The 16,742-nt window shown below is 66.3% G+C and carries 11 protein-coding genes; 7 read left to right on the top strand and 4 right to left on the bottom strand.

Annotation, left to right across the window (positions count from 1 at the left end; all coding sequences use genetic code 11):
- Positions 1-4 precede the first annotated feature (4 nt).
- A complete protein-coding gene (gene purB, locus E4S61_RS01995; RefSeq protein WP_135302228.1) occupies positions 5-1,402 on the bottom strand; it encodes an adenylosuccinate lyase in 1,398 nt (465 codons plus the stop codon).
- A 142-nt stretch (positions 1,403-1,544) separates the two neighbouring features.
- Here purB and E4S61_RS01990 point away from each other — a divergent pair, with 142 nt between their 5' ends.
- A complete protein-coding gene (locus tag E4S61_RS01990; protein ID WP_167768387.1) occupies positions 1,545-4,349 on the top strand; it encodes a PAS domain-containing sensor histidine kinase in 2,805 nt (934 codons plus the stop codon).
- Between the two features lies 1 nt (position 4,350).
- Here the strand turns inward: E4S61_RS01990 and E4S61_RS01985 are convergent, their stop codons facing one another.
- Both E4S61_RS01985 and E4S61_RS01980 read right to left on the bottom strand, forming a co-directional pair.
- Complete coding sequence (locus E4S61_RS01985; RefSeq protein ID WP_245180544.1) at positions 4,351-5,304, bottom strand: PrsW family intramembrane metalloprotease; 954 nt, start codon at positions 5,302-5,304, stop codon at positions 4,351-4,353.
- Positions 5,305-5,576: 272 nt separating this feature from the next.
- Positions 5,577-6,125, bottom strand: coding sequence for a hypothetical protein (locus E4S61_RS01980; protein WP_135302225.1), 549 nt, complete (start codon positions 6,123-6,125; stop codon positions 5,577-5,579).
- 148 nt (positions 6,126-6,273) lie between these two features.
- Here E4S61_RS01980 and purH point away from each other — a divergent pair, with 148 nt between their 5' ends.
- From purH to folP, 5 genes are all read left to right on the top strand, one after another.
- Complete coding sequence (gene purH, locus E4S61_RS01975; RefSeq protein WP_135302224.1) at positions 6,274-7,851, top strand: bifunctional phosphoribosylaminoimidazolecarboxamide formyltransferase/IMP cyclohydrolase; 1,578 nt, start codon at positions 6,274-6,276, stop codon at positions 7,849-7,851.
- A gap of 85 nt (positions 7,852-7,936) precedes the next feature.
- Positions 7,937-8,887, top strand: coding sequence for a formate/nitrite transporter family protein (locus tag E4S61_RS01970; protein WP_135302223.1), 951 nt, complete (start codon positions 7,937-7,939; stop codon positions 8,885-8,887).
- Between the two features lie 82 nt (positions 8,888-8,969).
- Positions 8,970-9,506, top strand: a complete 537-nt coding sequence (locus E4S61_RS01965; RefSeq protein ID WP_135302222.1) for a hypothetical protein — start codon at positions 8,970-8,972, stop codon at positions 9,504-9,506.
- A gap of 69 nt (positions 9,507-9,575) precedes the next feature.
- Positions 9,576-10,385 (top strand): hypothetical protein, encoded by an 810-nt coding sequence (locus E4S61_RS01960; protein ID WP_135302221.1) that lies wholly within the window; start codon positions 9,576-9,578, stop codon positions 10,383-10,385.
- A gap of 40 nt (positions 10,386-10,425) precedes the next feature.
- On the top strand, positions 10,426-12,873 hold the full coding sequence (gene folP / locus E4S61_RS01955; protein ID WP_135302220.1) for a dihydropteroate synthase: 2,448 nt from the start codon (positions 10,426-10,428) through the stop codon (positions 12,871-12,873).
- A 37-nt stretch (positions 12,874-12,910) separates the two neighbouring features.
- On the opposite strand, the gene E4S61_RS01950 is transcribed toward folP, so the two are convergent.
- Entirely contained in the window at positions 12,911-14,782 is a 1,872-nt protein-coding gene (locus E4S61_RS01950; protein ID WP_135302219.1) for a DEAD/DEAH box helicase, read from the bottom strand.
- A gap of 144 nt (positions 14,783-14,926) precedes the next feature.
- Between E4S61_RS01950 and E4S61_RS01945 the strand changes: the two genes are divergently transcribed.
- Entirely contained in the window at positions 14,927-16,666 is a 1,740-nt protein-coding gene (locus tag E4S61_RS01945; RefSeq protein ID WP_135303258.1) for a Na+/H+ antiporter NhaC family protein, read from the top strand.
- The last annotated feature ends 76 nt before the right edge of the window (positions 16,667-16,742 follow it).

Raw genomic sequence — 16,742 nt, 5'->3', positions numbered from 1 at the left:
CGGTCTAGTCGCGTTCGCCGTCGACGCTATCGGCCAGCTCCGCGGCGATTCCGGTGTAGCCCGCCGGGGTGAGTGCGTCGAGTTCGGCCCGCACGTCTTCGCTCACGTCGAGGTCCGCGAACATCTCGCGGAAGTCCTCGATGGCGACCTCGCGGCCGCGAGTGGCCTTCTTGACCTGTTCGTAGGCGTCCTCGTACCCCTCGCGGCGGAGAATAGTCTGGACCGCCTCGCCGATGATCTCGGGCGTCGAGTCCAGTTCCTCGCGCATCACCTGCTCGTTCGGGACGACCTTCGCCAGTCCGTTCTGGCACTTGCCGTAGCCGACTAGACAGTGAGCGAACGCCGCACCGATGTTGCGCTTGACCGTCGAGTCCGAGAGATCGCGCTGGAGACGGGAGGTCGTAATGTAGTCCCCGAGGAAGACCAGATCGGAGTTGGCCTTCGAGAGGTTGCCCTCGCTGTTCTCGAAGTCGATGGGGTTGACCTTGTGAGGCATCGTCGACGACCCGGTCTCACCCTCGACAGTCTCCTGACCGAGGTAGCGGTCCGAGACGTACAACCACATGTCCAGGTCCATGTCGAGTAAGACGTTGTTCGCGCCGCGCAGGGCGTCGAAGAGGACTTCGAGGTCGTCACAGGGGTTGACCTGCGTCGTCAGCGGTTCGTGGTCCAGTCCCAGCGACCCGACGAACTCACGGGCGAACGCCGGCCAGTCCACGTCGGGGTAAGCGGCGTGGTGGGCGGCGTAGGTGCCAGACGCCCCCGCGAGTTTCCCCGAGAGGGCCGCGGCGGCGCGGTCAATTCGCGCGACGGCCCGGCCGAGTCGAGAGGCGTAGACGGCCATCTCCTTGCCGAACGTCGTCGGCGTCGCCGGTTGGCCGTGGGTACGGGCGAGCATCGGCACGTCGCCGTACTCGTGAGCCATCCCGACCAGCGTGTCCCGAATCTCGCGCAGTTCCGGGACGAGCACGTCTTCGGTCGCGGGTTTCACCAACAGACGATGGGCGAGGTTGTTCACGTCCTCGCTGGTCAGGCCGAAATGAATCCAGTGGTCGGCGTCCAGTCCGTCGGGCATCCCCAGCCGGACGAAGTACTCGATGGCCTTCACGTCGTGGTTGGTCGCCGCATACTCGCCGTACCCTTCCGTCTCTAACTGCTTGACGACGCTCGCATCTTCGTCGTCGAACTCCTCGTAGAGCGCCCGCAGCGTGGCTCGCTGGTCGGCGTCGATGGAGAGTGGCGTCGCCGCCAGGTCAGCGAGTGCCAGCAGATACTCGACTTCGACTTCGACGCGGGCGCGCATGAGCGCCCGCTCGCTTGCGTACGGGACGAGCGGTTCGGTGTAGCGGGCGTATCGGCCGTCCAGCGGCGAGACGGCGGCGAGCGCCCCTCTTTCGGTCATATGAAACTCTCCGCGGGAGGCCGGAAAAAGCGTGACGACTCGGCCGCCAGGGCACTACCACTAGTCCGGGATGACGCAAGTTTCCGGACGCCGGCCTGGGCGTATAAATACTTTTGACCCTCCCTGTCGGAAATACGTGCCAATGAGTTCCGGCCGCGTCGCATCCGAGGCCGTACTCGCTGCCTGTGACCGGGTGGGACGCGCCCACGAACCGGTCACGGCAAGCGAGGTCGCAGACGAACTCGGGTGTGAGAGTCGAGCAGTCGCCGACAAACTCGCCGACTTGGTCGAGCAGGGACGGGTGGCGAGTAAAGTGATCGGCGACCAGCGAGTCTGGTGGCTGTCCGGTGGGTCCGAGGCGACGAGTGTGCCGGCTGAGACGCCCCGAGAAGACGGAGGACGGGAGACGGCGCATTCGGAAAGCGACGAAGCGAACTGCCCCGAAGCGGACCCGGAAGAGATTTTCAGACGCATCTCCGACGGCTTCTACGCACTCGACGACGAGTGGCGGTTCACGCACGTCAACGAGCGAGCCGTCGAGTTGATCGACTATCGAGACGAGGGGTTGATCGGCCGAAACATCTGGGAGGTCTTCGAGTGGGCAGCGGACGCGAAACTCGGCGAGGAGTATCGAACCGCGATGGAGACACAGGAACCGACCGCCTTCGAGCACTACTATCCAGAGCCGCTCTCGACGTGGTATCGAGTATACGCGTACCCATCCGAGAGCGGTCTCTCAGTGTACTTTCAGGACATCACCGACCGCAAGGAGCGCCAGCGCCGACTCGAACGGAGCGAGCGTCGTTACCGGACGCTCGTCGAGCACTTCCCGAACGGTGCCGTCGCGCTCGTCGACGATTCCCTTCGCTACCAGACGATCGGCGGGAAGCCGCTCGACATCGCCGACGCGACGGCGACGGAGTTAGAGAGCCAGCACGTCAGGGACGCGCTCCCCGCACCGCTCGCCGACGAACTCGCGCCCCGGTACGAGGCCGCGCTCGACGGCGACGCGAGCACGTTCGAGTTCGAATTCGACGAGAGCGTCTTTCGAATTCGGACGGTCCCGGTGAGAGACGAAGCTGGCGACGTCTCCGCAGCCCTGGGGATGTCCCAGGACATCACCGAACAGAAAGAACGGGAACGCCACTTGCGCGACGCGAAGTCCCAGTTCGAGGCCGCGACGGCGGCCGGAGCAGTTGGAACGTGGGAGTGGTACGTCCAAGACGACGAGGTTGTCACGGACGCCACGTTCGCCGAGAAGTTCGGCCTCGAACCGGACGCGGCCCGCGAGGGGGTGCCACTCGACTGGTTCATCGAGTCCATCCACGAAGCCGACCGCGAACGGGTCGAAGCGGAAATTGCGGCCGCCGTCGAGTCCGGCGGCGAGTACGAGGCGGAGTATCGCGTCTGGGACGCCGACGGTGACCTGCGCTGGGTCGTGGCTCGTGGGCACGTCGAATGTGACGCCGACGGCAACGCCGTTCGGTTCCCCGGTGCGCTCACCGACATCACCGAACGAAAGCGCGCCGAACAGAAATTGGACGAGCACCGCAAGAAACTCCAGACGCTCTTCGACGTGCTCCCAGTCGGCGTCGTCGTCACCGACGGCGACGGCCACTTCGCCGAAGTCAACGACGCGGCGACTGAACTGCTCAGCATCGACTCGCAGGCCGTCGAGACCATCTCGGACTACGGCCAGTACCGCGGCCGCTGGGCCGACACCGGCGCGCCAGTCGCGCCACAGGAGTGGGCGTTGAACCGCGTCCTCCGCGGCGAGAAAGTGACCCAACCCGACGTCTACGAAATAGAGCCGGCCGAGGGGGAGAAGAAAATCGTGATGGTCCACGGGATGCCGATTCGCGGCGCGAACGCCGAGGTGACACACGGCGTCATCACGCTGACCGACATCACCGCACGCCGAAAGTACCAGCGCCAACTCGAAGAGAGCGAACGCCGCTACCGCACCCTCGCCGAACACTTCCCGAACGGCGCGGTCGGCGTCTTCGACCGCGACCTCCGGTATACGGTGGCACAGGGGAGCGCAATCGGGGAGCGACTGCCCAGTCGAGCCGAACTCGAGGGGAGACGGATGCCGGACGTGTTCCCCGAGGACTCGGCTGAGAACCTCGAACCCCTGTTCAGGGGAGCCATCGAACGGGGGGAGACGGACAGTACGACGGCCGAGTTCGGCGGTCGGACGTGGCGCGTGTGGGCGGCCCCGCTACGCGACGCGAGCGGTGACATCTTCGCCGGCCTGAGTTTCGCACAGGACATCACCGAACAGGTCGAACGCGAGGCCTGCTTAGAGGAGACCGTCGAGAAACTCGAAGCGTCCAACGAGCGCCTGGAGAGTTTCGCCAGCATGCTCGCTCACGAGATTCGCAACCCCGTCACCATCGGACAGATATACAGCAAGCAACTCACCGAGGATGACGAGTCGGACGCGGCGTCCTACGTGGCTGAAGCGCTCGACCGCATCGAGGATATGATAGACGTGATGCTCGTCCTCGCACGCGGCAACGCCGCGGTCGGGAAACCGGAACCCGTCGCCGTCGACGACGCCGTCGAAGTGGCGTGGGAGCAAGTCGATGCCACCGCCGCCGAGTTACGGCTCTCGACAGACAAACGACTGCAGGCCGACCCCCGTTACCTCCAGCACCTGTTTCGAAATCTCTTCGAAAACGCGGTCGAACACGGTGGCGACGATGTCACGGTGACCGTTGGCGAGTTGCCGACCGGCTTCTACGTCGAAGACGACGGCAGCGGGATTCCCGACGACGAAATCGGCAGCGTCTTCGAACCCGGATACACGACAGCCGCGGGACGGGGCGGTACCGGTCTCGGTCTGGCGTTCGTCCAAGAGTTGACCCGAGTGTACGGTTGGGACTGCACGGTGACGGAGAGCGAGTCGGGTGGCGCGCGATTCGAGTTCACCGGCGTGAACTGAGTTAGCTGTTCGTCGCCCGGTGGTAGTGAGACTGATAGCGCTTGAGTTTCCGATACAGCAGGTAGCCGACGACCGCGTCGAAAGTGATGACGAAGCCGACGAAGACGACGAGGTTCCAGCCCGGAATCAGGTCCGGCAGATACGTCACTGCCGTGTTGTAGGTGGCGTGGATGAGCGCGGCGACGAGGATTCCCTTCACGACGATGGGACCGGCGTTATCGCTGTTGAACTTCGCCAGTCCGAGGTAGTAGCCCGCGAACGAGGAGTAGAGCACGTGGCCGGGGCCGACGAACGCGCGACTCGTCGCCGTCTGGAGCGCGGCGACGATGGGTTCTCCACTCTCCGCGGAGAGCGCTTGCGTGTACCCCTGCGAGATGTACAGTGCGTTCTCGATGCTGGCGAACCCGAGCCCGGCGACGGCCCCATAGACGACACCGTCGACGACAGCGTTGATCGAACCGAACGCACCGACCCGCACCGCGAGCCACTTCACCGTCTCCTCGATGGGCCCGACGACGAGGAAGAAATAGAGCACCATCCCGACGACAGGGACGAAGCTAAATAGCGGGTTGAGCAGCGTGTTCACCAGCGCGGCGATGCTGGCAAAGAGAATCGAGAGGACGAACGTGATGGCGAGCGGTTCGAGCGGTTCCCTGTTCGTCGGGTCGCCGTACCAGAGGTAGCCGACGATAGCCAGCGCCGGCACCGCCGACAGCGCCGCCAGAACCCCCAGTTCCGGCTGACGAATCGCCAGCAAAATCGTCGCCGCCAGTTGCGCGACGAACAACAATACAGCGAGTGCGACGAGGAGCCACCGCCGCGAGGCGTGTAACAGCCCGTAGAGGCTTACCGACACCCCATCGAGTGTCGACCGCGGCTCCCAGTCGGCGATGTCGTAGAGGTCTGTCGAACCGGACAGTGCTGCAGCGACTGGATCGGTCTCGTCGTCTGACACGCCAGCAGCGTCTCGCGGCAGGTACCTCATAGTTTCGCTGGAATTTCCCACGCTACACGGCTAGTGGACACCCGAGTCTCGTCTTTTCCGACACTCAGCCGCCGCTTGCTTTCGAGGGCCGCGCTCACGTCGTTCGGTTCCTCGCTACTGCTCACGAGTCGCTTGTCCCCTCATTCGCTATCGAGGACCGTGCTCATCCAGTCGCGGTCCTCGCTACTGCTCGCGGCTACGCCGCTCGCTGTCCGAGAGCCCTCGCGAGACTCAAGCTCTCCCTAGATCCACCCGTAATCGTCCTCCAGATCACCGAATCGGCCGTCCGGCGGATCGTAGCGGTAGAGGTCCTGTCCCAGCGCGACCCACGCCAGTCCGTACGGTAGGGCAGCCCACGGCGAGAGGTCGAACCCGAGGAAAGCGACGGTTCCGGCGGCCAGCAGGACGCCGAGCCACGGCGGCTGGATACGGGTCCGAACGAGGCCGACGCTGACGAGGATAGAGCCACTGACGAGCGCGAGGACGCCGAGGCCGACGACCCACTGTGGGTCGCCGTCGGTGAGAATCCGAAGCGACTGGCCGACGGCGAAGACGACGCCGCCGAGGACACCGAGCCACGCGCCGCCGGTCCCCGGCCGCTTCAGTCGCTCGCCGTAGAAGCTCTCGACGGCGTAGTGGCCGCCGACGACGCCGAGCGTCGAGCAAACGACAGCGAGTAGTATCGGGTCGCTCTCGCTCCCGGCGAGTCCGAGCGCCACGGCCCAGCCGACCCAGACGACTCCACCGACGGCGGCGACGGCCCCGGCGCGCTGACACCGTAGCTTCGACATGATGACGACTGGACGGGGGGACTACAAAGGAACACCGACACGTGAATGCCCGCGACGGCACTCCAGCGGGGCGATTGTGTCGCGCGTATCGAGACGCCCCGACGTTCGTTTCGCAACTACTTTGCGCGCCCCGCGCCCCCACCCAGATATGAAACTCGCCGGCATGGCCAGCAATCGCGGCCGAAACCTGATGAACATCGCCGACCGCGCTCCAGGTGGGGCGGAGTTTGCGGTCGTGCTGACCAACGACGCCGACGCGCCCGTGCTGGAGGCGGCGGCCGAGCGCGGCATCCCGACGGAAGTCGTCGAACGCGACGAGGACGAGGGCCGCGAAGACCACGAAGCGCGAGTGCTAGACGCCCTCTCGGAGTACGACTTCGACTTAGTGACGCTCGACGGCTACATGCGTGTCCTGAGCGAGACGTTCATCGAGGGGACGCCGACGACGCTGAACGTCCACCCGTCGCTGCTGCCGAACTTCGCCGGGATGGACGCCCACGAACAAGTTCTCGACGCGGGTGTGAAGGTCACCGGCTGTACCGTCCACGTCGTCGACGAGACGGTCGACGGCGGCCCAATCGTCACGCAGGAACCCATCCCCGTCTTCGAGGGGGACGACGAAGACGACCTGAAAGAGCGCGTCCTCTACGAGGGCGAGTTCACGGCGTATCCCCGCGTCGTCCAGTGGTTCGCCGAAGACCGCGTCACCGTCGCCGACGATGGGACCGTCGATATCGAGGGCGACGAGGGCGGCGACTTCCCCGCCCGACGCCTCGTCTCCGACGACCGAGCGGCCGACCTGCGCTACGGGGAGAACCCGCATCAGGACGCTGCACTGTACGCGGATACCACTGTCTCGGAGGCCAGCGTCGTCCACGCCGACCAGTTGAACGAGGGCGCGAAAGCACTCAGTTACAACAACTACAACGACGCCGACGGGGCGTTGAACCTCATCAAGGAGTTCGAGGAACCCGCCGCAGCAGTCATCAAGCATACGAACCCCGCAGGCTGTGCGACTGCCGACTCGCTCTCGGACGCGTATGCCGACGCGCTCTCGACGGACCCGATGAGCGCGTTCGGCGGCATCGTCGCCCTCAACCGGGAGTGTGACGCTGCCACCGCCGAGCAGATTATCGACTCGTTCAAGGAGGTCGTCGTCGCGCCGGGTTACACCGACGCGGCGCTGGACGTCCTCTTCGAGAAGGAGAACCTCCGCGTGCTGGACGTCGACGGGGACTTCGAGGTCACGGACACCCTGACCGAGAAGCCACTCGTCGGCGGCCGCCTCGTCCAGGAACGCGACACTCAGCACCTCACCGCCGACGATTTGGAGGTCGTCACCGACCGCGAACCCACCGACGAGCAGATCGAGTCGATGCTGTTCGCGTGGCACACGCTCAAACACGTCAAGTCCAACGGCATCCTCTTCGCCAAAGGGACGGAGACGGTGGGCATCGGCATGGGACAGGTCTCTCGTGTCGACGCCGTCCGACTGGCCGCGATGAAAGCCGAGGAACACGCCGAGGGCAAGGACGCCGACGGCGCGGTGATGGCCTCTGACGCCTTCTTCCCGTTCCCCGACGGCATCGAACACGCCGCCGAGGCCGGCATCGAAGCGGTCATCCAGCCCGGTGGGTCGAAGAACGACGAGAGCGTCGTCGAGGCCGCGAACGAGCACGGCATGGCGATGGTCATGACCGGCCAGCGCAGTTTCCGACACGACTGAGCGGAAGCGCGGCACTCTGTATTGCTCCACGGCATCCGTTTCCCGTCTCGAAAGACGCTTCAAACGGGCTTTCGAACCGGCGGGCATGGCTAAGGACACCGACCGAGAGCGCGCCGTCCGCGACGCGGTCGACCGTGCGCAGAGCGGGGCGCCGGCTGGGGGCCGAACAATCCGGGACCGGTTCTCCGCCGACGAGATATTCCAGCGCATCATCGTCGCCGCGGACCACGAGATAACGTCGAGCAAGCGCGAACTGCTCGCGAGCGCCCTCGCGGCCGGGTTCGCCATCACCATCACGTTCCTGCTGTACGCCTCGCTGTACGCCTCGACCGACGGCGACCCGGTGTTGAGCGCGCTGTTGTACCCGCTGGGGTTCGTCTTCATCATCCTCGGGGACTACCAGCTCTACACCGAGAACACGCTCCCGCCGGTCGCGCTCACGCTCGAACGGATATCCTCCCTCCCCGTGTTGTTCCGAATCTGGGGGCTCGTCCTCTTCGGGAACCTCGTCGGCGGCGCGCTCGGCGCGCTCGCGCTCGCCTCGACCGGTGTGCTCTCACCCGACGCCGCGGCGGCGGCCGCGGGCTTCGCCGAGAAGGCCATCGAGACGCCGTGGTGGACGTTGTTCGCCAAGGCGGTGTTCGCTGGCCTCATCGTCGCCGGCGTCGTCTGGGTCGACTTCTCGCTTCGGGACAGCGTCTCGCGGCTGCTGCTCGTCTACCTCTCCTTCCTCGCCATCCCGTTCGGCAACCTCTATCACGTCGTCGTCTCGGCGACCGAGATGCTCTTTCTCGTCTACAATGGCGAACTCGGCCTGATGGTCGGAACCACGCAGTTCGTCCTCCCAGTGTTACTCGGGAACTCCATCGGTGGCGTCGTCCTGGTCACCGTCGTCAACTACTTCCAGACGACCGAGCGTCGACTGGAGACGGCGCGCGAGGGCGGCAAGAAGCGACAGCTCACCATCCGAGAGTGGGTGCTCGGTCGCTTCTCCGAGTCCGGTCGCTCGTACGTACCGGCCAACCACGACCACTAATGCCCCGCCGGCGGCCGCGGTGGGGTAATGGCTGTCCGTCGACGACGACAACGCATTTCACTCGCCTGCGACTAGGAGAGGTGTGAGTTGGGTCTCCGACAACCGCCACTGGCTCTTGTTCGCCGGCGTCGTGTTGACGACGCTCGGAGCGGCAGGCGTCGCCATCGTCGGACTCGTCGCCACGGTGTCGACGCTCGTAGCCGGTGGGCCGCTGCTCGGGGTCGTGGCCGTCACCGTCCTCGGGACGCTCCTGCTGGCCGGCCTCGACATCGTCTTCGTCGCCGCCCTCGCTTCCGAGCTAGCCAGTCGCGCCTCGTTCCCGACCAATCAGGGAGCCGCCGACGCCTTCCACCGCACCGAGCGATACGTCCCGCCGCTTCGCTCGCTCGGGTTGGGCGACCGGTTCGAACCGTCCCTCGACGAGCGAAAGTCGGACCTCGACGAGCGCTACGTCGAGGGCGACCTCTCGGAAGCCGAGTACGAAGCCGAGGTGCAGTCGCTGCTCGCCGAGCACGACGAGACCATCCCTGACGTGAGCCGCGAGACCGCGGTCGAAGCCGCCGACGCCCACGAAACTCACGAGGCCCACGAGACCCGCGAAGTCGAGCGAGAGACCTGACGGCTAGCGCCCACGTTTCTGTGACTGCTGCCACACGGATTTAAACCGCTTCCGCGCGTCAGTTCAGCCATGAGCGAATACACCGTGCTTCGAATACGGGTCGGTGCCGGCGTCGCGGCGCGGGTGCTCGGCGCGATTCCGGGCATCAGCGTCGTCGACGACCTCGACGCGGCTCTCGAAAACCGCGCGGACGCAACCGACGCCGGGACCGTCTCGGAGACGCCGGCGGCGTCGCGGTCAGTCGAGACGACGACGAGCGAATCCTTCGCGTCGGAGGAAGCGGTCGCGCCTGCCGAAGACGACGAGGAATCCACGTCTGCGGTGAAGAAGTGGGGGCTACTTGGCGCGGGCGTGACTTTCGTCGTGGTCGGGTTGGGGACTGTCGGACTCTGGTTCCTGAAACGACGCAAATCCGACGACGGTGGCGGCGGGGAGCCCATCGCCGAGACGCCGCCGCCGGCGGCCGACACCAGTGTCGCTTCGACCGAGCGGACCGGCAGTCGTCGTGACGCGACCAGCAAAGGCAAGAGCGTCGGTGCCGACGACGACGGTATGAGCGACACAGACACGGACACGAAGACGGATGCGGGGACGGATACGTCGTCGACCGACGAGACCTCCGCATCCACCGTCCTCGGCGACGAGGCCGACGAGACCGGCGAACAGGCCCACAGCCAGTCCTACGTCGGCCCGACGAAGGGTCTCGGCGAGGACGCGGGCGATACAGAGACGACGAGCAAATCCGAGATACCCGACGAGGAGACGGCTGTCCGGACGCCCGGCAGTATCAACGTCGCGCCGCTGCTCGGCGTGGCCTTCCTCGCGGTGAGTGGGGCCGTCGTCCGCTGGATGCGAAGCGGGAACGCCGACGAGCGGTAGGTCCGACAGGCTAAAGCGCGCGGCTCTGAATACTCGGGACATGGAGTTCCACGAGGCCGCGAACTTCCTCTTCGAGTTGCGCCGGTTCGCGTCGCGGGCCGGCACCGACGCCACACAGGAGTTGCTCTCGACGCTCGACGACCCACACGAGAGCCTCCGCTGTATCCAGATTGCCGGTTCTAACGGGAAGGGCTCGACCGCGCGGATGGTCGAGCGTACCCTGCGAGAGGCAGGACTCGACGTCGGCCTCTACACCTCGCCGCACCTGGACGACGTGCGCGAACGCATCCGGGTCAACGGTCGCAAAGTTCCGGAGGCCGCCCTCGTCGAATTCGTCGAGACGGTGGACCCGTACATCACTACCTCGGGAGCCGAGGGGGAGTCGCCCACCTTCTTCGAGACGCTGACCGCGCTGGCCTTCTGGGAGTTCGACCGGCAGGACGTAGACGTGGCCGTCCTCGAAGTCGGCATCGGCGGGAAGTACGACGCCACGAGCGTCGTCGACCCGGTGGCCAGCGCCGTGACCTCCGTAACGCTCGAACACACCCACATCCTCGGCGACACCGTTGCGGAGATTGCCCACGACAAGGCCCACGTCGCGTCCGACGACGCGCCGCTGGTGACCGGGACGACCGGCGACGCCCTCGACGCCGTTCGGGAGGTTGCCGGAGACGTGGTGACCGTCGGCGACGGGACGGACGGTCCGGCGGACGTGCGGGTCAGCTATCGCGGCCGCGACGGCCTTGAGGGTGCAGTTACTATCGAGGGCCCCGACTGGAGCGTCGAGACATCCCTCCCGCTCCTGGGTGAGCATCAAGCGCAGAACGCCGGCATCGCGGCGGCGCTGGTCCGGCAGGTTGCCGACGTGTCCCGGGAGGAGTTGGAACGTGGGTTGCGAAACGCCCACTGGCCGGGTCGCTTCGAAGTGATGGGCGAGGACCCGCTCGTGGTCCTCGATGGGGCACACAACCCCGGCGGCCTCAACCGGACGATGGAGACGCTCGATTCGTTCGACTACGACGACCTCCACCTCGTGGTCGGCGCGATGGTCGACAAGGACCACACCGGCATGGCGGCGGCGCTTTCGGACGCCGACCACGCTATCGCCTGCCGGCCGAACGTCGATCGAGCGGAGTCGCCGACCGTCGTGGCTGAGGCGATGCGCGAGACGACAGCCGCGACGGTGGAGACGCGTAGCGACGTGGCCGGTGCGCTGGATATGGCCCTCGACGCGGCCGACGACGGCGACGCCGTGTTAGTGACCGGGTCGCTGTACGCCGTCAGGGAGGCCCGAAACCGGTGGTCGCGCGCCATCGTTCCCAAGCGCGTCGACTCGCTCGACGAGGCCCGCGAGACCATCGACGACGCGCACGTCACCGAGGCCGGCGCGTGGCGGATGCGCGGGAAAGCCGTCCACCGCGTCCTCCGCACGCGGGTCCAGCCGAGACAGGCCCAGTATTTGAAAGAGGAGCTGCTGTCGCTCGGCGGGGAGTGTGCCATCTCCGGCCTGAACGACCAGGACGAGGAGCGCCTCGACGTGGTCACGATGGCGACGATGGCCCAATACAAGCGCCTGACGGAGAAACTCGCCGGCCAGCCCTACGGCCTCTCGCCGTTCGCCGACGAACTCCGCGAAGCGCTCGACATCCGACAGCCCGACCGCGGTCACGGCTACCCGTGGGAGGACAGTCCCTCGGTCATGGGTATCCTCAACATCACCCCCGACTCGTTCCACGACGGCGGCGAATACAATGCCGTGGAAGACGCTATCGCCCGCGCCGAGCAGATGATAGCGGACGGCGCGGACATCCTCGACGTCGGTGGCGAATCCACTCGCCCGGGTGCCGACCCGGTCCCCGCCGACGAGGAAATCGCCCGAGTCGTTCCGGTCGTCGAGGAACTGGCCGACCGGGACGTGCTGCTCTCCATCGACACGCGGAAGGCGAGCGTCGCACGCGCCGCGCTCGACGCCGGTGCGGACATCCTCAACGATGTCTCCGGGCTCGAGGACCCCGAGATGCGACTCGTCGCCGCTGAGTACGACGTGCCGGTGGTGGTGATGCACTCCATCGAGACGCCCGTCGACCCCGACAGTGATGTCCAGTACGACGACGTGGTCACGGACTGCATCGACCAGTTGACCGAGCGCGTGCTACTGGCGGAGAAGGCCGGACTCGACCGCGAGCAGATTCTGGTCGACCCCGGCATCGGCTTCGGGAAGTCCCGAGTCGAGGACTTCGAACTGCTTGATCGTCTCTCGGAGTTCCGGGCGCTGGGCTGTCCGATTCTGTTCGGTCACTCTCACAAGTCGCTGTTCGGCCTCGTCGGCGAAGAGCCGGGCGACTGTCTGGAGGCGACCGTCGCGGGGACGACGCTCGCGGTGGAACGCGGCGCGGATATAATCCGCGTTCACGACGTGGCCGAGAACGTCGCCGCGGTGAACGTCGCCGAGGCCGCCCGCGACCCCGAGCGATTCGGCGACGGGTAAACTCGCCGAGCGATTCGATTATCGTCGAAGCGCGAACTCAGTCCTCGGTCGCGGGCGCTTCGATCGCCTCGGCTTCCGTCTCGGTGACGCGAATCCCCTTCGAGGCGAGATGGCGCATCTGCCGGCGGACGAAGTCTTCCTCGGTCGTACCCCGCGTAGCGAGGATGACCATGCGGGCGTCGCCAGCGGGGCGCATCGTCCGTCCGGCGCGCTGTGCGCCCTGCCGCCGCGACCCACCGAGACCAGAGGCGACGACGGCGAGTTCAGCGTCGGGTAAGTCGATGCCCTCGTCGCCGACGCGGGAGACGACGAGCGTGTCTCGCTCGCTCCGGCGGAACTCGTCGAACAGCTTCTCCCGGCGGGCGTGAGGCGTCTCGCCGCTGATGAAGGGCGCGTCGATAGCTTCGCTGATGGCGTCGCCCTGGTCGAGATACTCCACGAAGACGAGCGCCTTCGCCGCGGGGTGTTCGGCGAGCGTGTAACGAATCTCCTCGATCTTGCCGGTGTTGTTCGCCGCCGCCTGCCGCCGGTCGTGGCCCGACGTGGAGGCGTACTCCGTCCGCTCGTCGTCCTCACCCCACGGCACCAAGCGAATCTCGACTTCGGGTTCGGCGACGTACCCCTCGTCGAACAGCTTCCCCCAGTCCGTGCCGATGGGCGGGCCGACGAGCGTGAAGATCTCCTCTTCGTCGTCGCTCTCGCGGGTCGGCGTCGCGGTGAGGCCGAGTCGGTGTTTGGTCTGTAAATCCGCGCTCCGGCGGTGGATGGGGCTGGGAACGTGGTGGACTTCGTCGTAGACGATGAGGCCCCACTTACGCTGGTCGAACAACTTCCGGTGGCGGTCCATCCCGGCGGTGCGGTAGGTGGCGATGGTGACCGGCCGAATCTCCTTGGTGCCGCCGTGGTACTCGCCGATATCGGCATCGGTCAGCGAGGTGTGTCGGACCAGTTCGTCGTGCCACTGGGTAGCCAGTTCCCGCGAGGGGACCAAAATTAGCGTCTCGCCGCCGATGGCGGCCATCGTCCCCATCGCCGCGACGGTCTTTCCCGACCCCGGCGGCCCGACGAAGACGCCCGAACCCTGTTCGGTGAATCGCTCGACCCAGTCGGCCTGGTAGTCCCGCAGGCGGAGCAGTAGGTCCATCTCCAGGGCGTCGCCCTCGTCCAGTTCACGGTCGTCCCGCACCGGATAGCCCGCCTCGTACAACGTGCGCTTGATCTCGGCGGTGGCGTCCCGGTTGACCCACGCTTCGGAGTCCGAGATGGGCGCGCGAAGATACTCCTCGTCGAGTTTCTGCCGGGCGACGTTGCCCATCAGGTCGTCGCTCTCGGCTTCGAGGACGACGTACCCCTCCTCGTGGGTGTAGAGGCGGAACTTCCGAGCGCGCTCCCACTGGCTCGTCACCCACTCTTCGAGGTGCGGCGAGCGCTCGCCCAGTACGTCGCGCATCGTCGCAAGCAGGTCGTCTAACGACTCGTGCGGGGCTGCCCAGATGTCGGCCTCGCGCATCTCGTAGACGTAGCCGCCCGACCGATTGGAGTCCTGTAAGCGAGCGAACTGCGAGAGCTGCGCCCGCGTGAACTGGTCGGGGTGTTCGACCACCACCTCCCGGCGGTCCGGAAAGAGAACGACGCGCTCGCGGTCAGTCAGTTCCGCGATATCGGCGGGATACCAGACCGACTCGACCTCGCTCACGTCCTGGCGCGCTATCTCACCGTCGCGTGCGAGCGCTTCGAGCGCCTCGCGGGCCGCGTCGGGCGTCAGATCCGTCTTTTTGGATAGCTCGGTCGCCGTCAGGTGTGGGCGGCCGACGGCGTCGATGGCGTCGTAGACGGCGTCGAGTTCGACGGCCGGGTCGGTGCCGTCGTCGCGGTCAGGCTCCGAGTCGGCTGGCTCCTCGTCTGTCACTACCGACCGGAGGTGACCGACGGCAAAACGGGTTTCGTCTGGCCGGCCGCGGTCGGCCGTCGGCGCGAGTCAGTGACTCGCGCGGGTCGGGCGGCGACGCGGGCGAACACGTACGTTAATGTGTCGTCACCCGGACGGCCAGATATGGTCGAAGGAATCGTGGCCGGCCCCTGGTCGGTCGTCCCGGCGCTCGTGGCCATCGGCCTCGCCTGGTACACGCGAGACGCCCTCATCGGGCTGTTCGTCGGAATCGTCGTCACGAGCGTCCTCATCGGTGCGTTGCATCCCCAGGCCGTCGGGGTTCCGTCGGACCTTATCACCGCCGGTGGCGAGGTGGCGACGGTTCAGCCACAGGCCGAGAACGCGACTTCGTGGACGACCGGCGTCGGTGGTATCGGACTGGGCGCGCTCTTCGGACTCAAGCTCGTCCCCGAGATAATCGCCACGGCACCCCTGTTCGGCGAGTGGTACGTCAAGAACGTCCTGCTCGCTATCTTTGCTATCGGTGGCATGATCGGCCTGATGATTCGAGCGGGGGCCATACAGGGCGTCCTCGAAGCGCTCGCAGCGCGTGTCGACTCGGCCGACGACGCCGAGAAGGCGGCCTTCTTAGCCGGTATCGCCGTCCACATCGACGACTACTTCAACTGCCTCGTGGTCGGCTCGATGATGCGCCCGCTGACCGACCGATTCGACGTCTCGCGGGCCAAGCTCGCCTACTACGTCGATTCGGCTGGGTCACCGGCGGCCCGCCTCGCTTTCTACTCGACGTGGGGGGCGGCGATGGTCGGCTTCATCGGCGGCGGCCTCGTCGAGGCCCAGAAGCAGGGGTCGCTCCCGTCGAGCATGTCCAACTTCGTCAACAGCGGCGGCGACCAGGTGACCGCGGCGACGGGAGCCGTCTGGCCGCTGTTCTTCAACACGCTGTTCACGGGCTTTTACTCCTGGATTGCGCTCGCGCTCGCGGCGCTCGTCGCGTGGCAGGTCGTCCCCAACATCTACGAGATGGGTGTCGAAGAGTCGCGGGCACGCGAAACCGGTGCAGTCGTCGGCGACGACGCCGACCCGATGATATCCGAGGAGATGGACGAGTACGAAGTCGCCGAGACCGCCACCCCGGACTGGCGGAACTTCGCCTGGCCGATTCTGACGATGGTCGTCGTCGGGCTGAGCGCGATGTTCTGGCGGGCCAGCCCGGTCATCTACGTCGAGGGCAAGCAGGGGATGGGAACGACGCTGGTCCAACTCGGTGGCTGGCAACTCGTCACGCCGCCGAGCGGCCCGTGGGCGTTCAACATCGGCGGCGTCCAACTCGGGATCGCGTCCTTCGCTGCCCTGATCGTCGCCTTCCTGCTGTACCGCTGGAAGGGCGATATCCCGTCGAACGACGACGCCACCGACGCGATGATGGTCGGCTTCAAAGGTATCCTGCTGGCTGCCGTCATCCTCATGTTCGCCAGTTCCATCCAGAACGCGGTGTCGCTTCTTGGCATCTCCTCGTTCGTGACGAACGTCTTCGGCGGCGTGCCCGCGTTCGTCGTCCCGGTCGGCGTCTTCCTCGTCACGTCGGCGGTCAGCTTCTCCGACGGCTCCTCGTGGTCGACCTACGGCATCATGTTCCCCATCGCCATCCCGCTGGCGTTCTCGACCGGGGCGAACCTCCCGCTCGTTCTCGGCGCAGTGTTCAGCGGCGGCATCTTCGGCGACCACACCTCGCCCATCAGCGACACGACCGTCCTGGCGTCGTCGACGAGCGGGAGTGACCACATGGTCCACGTCAGGAGTCAAGCCCCGTACGCCCTCATCGCGGCGGGCGTCGCCGCCGCGCTGTTCCTCGTGTTCGGACTCCTCGTCCCCGAGGGGTTCCGCCTCATTCCGTACTGATCGTTCGTCTACGGTTTCGGCTCCGTCGATTTCCTCGTCACCGATTTCACCGCACCGGGTGACGTTGCGCCACCCG

Origin of the sequence: Haloarcula amylovorans, from assembly GCF_004681185.1 — an archaeon.
Lineage (GTDB): Archaea > Halobacteriota > Halobacteria > Halobacteriales > Haloarculaceae > Haloarcula > Haloarcula amylovorans.
The sequence above is the reverse complement of the archived record's forward strand: the minus strand, read 5'-3'. Positions and strand labels throughout refer to the sequence as shown.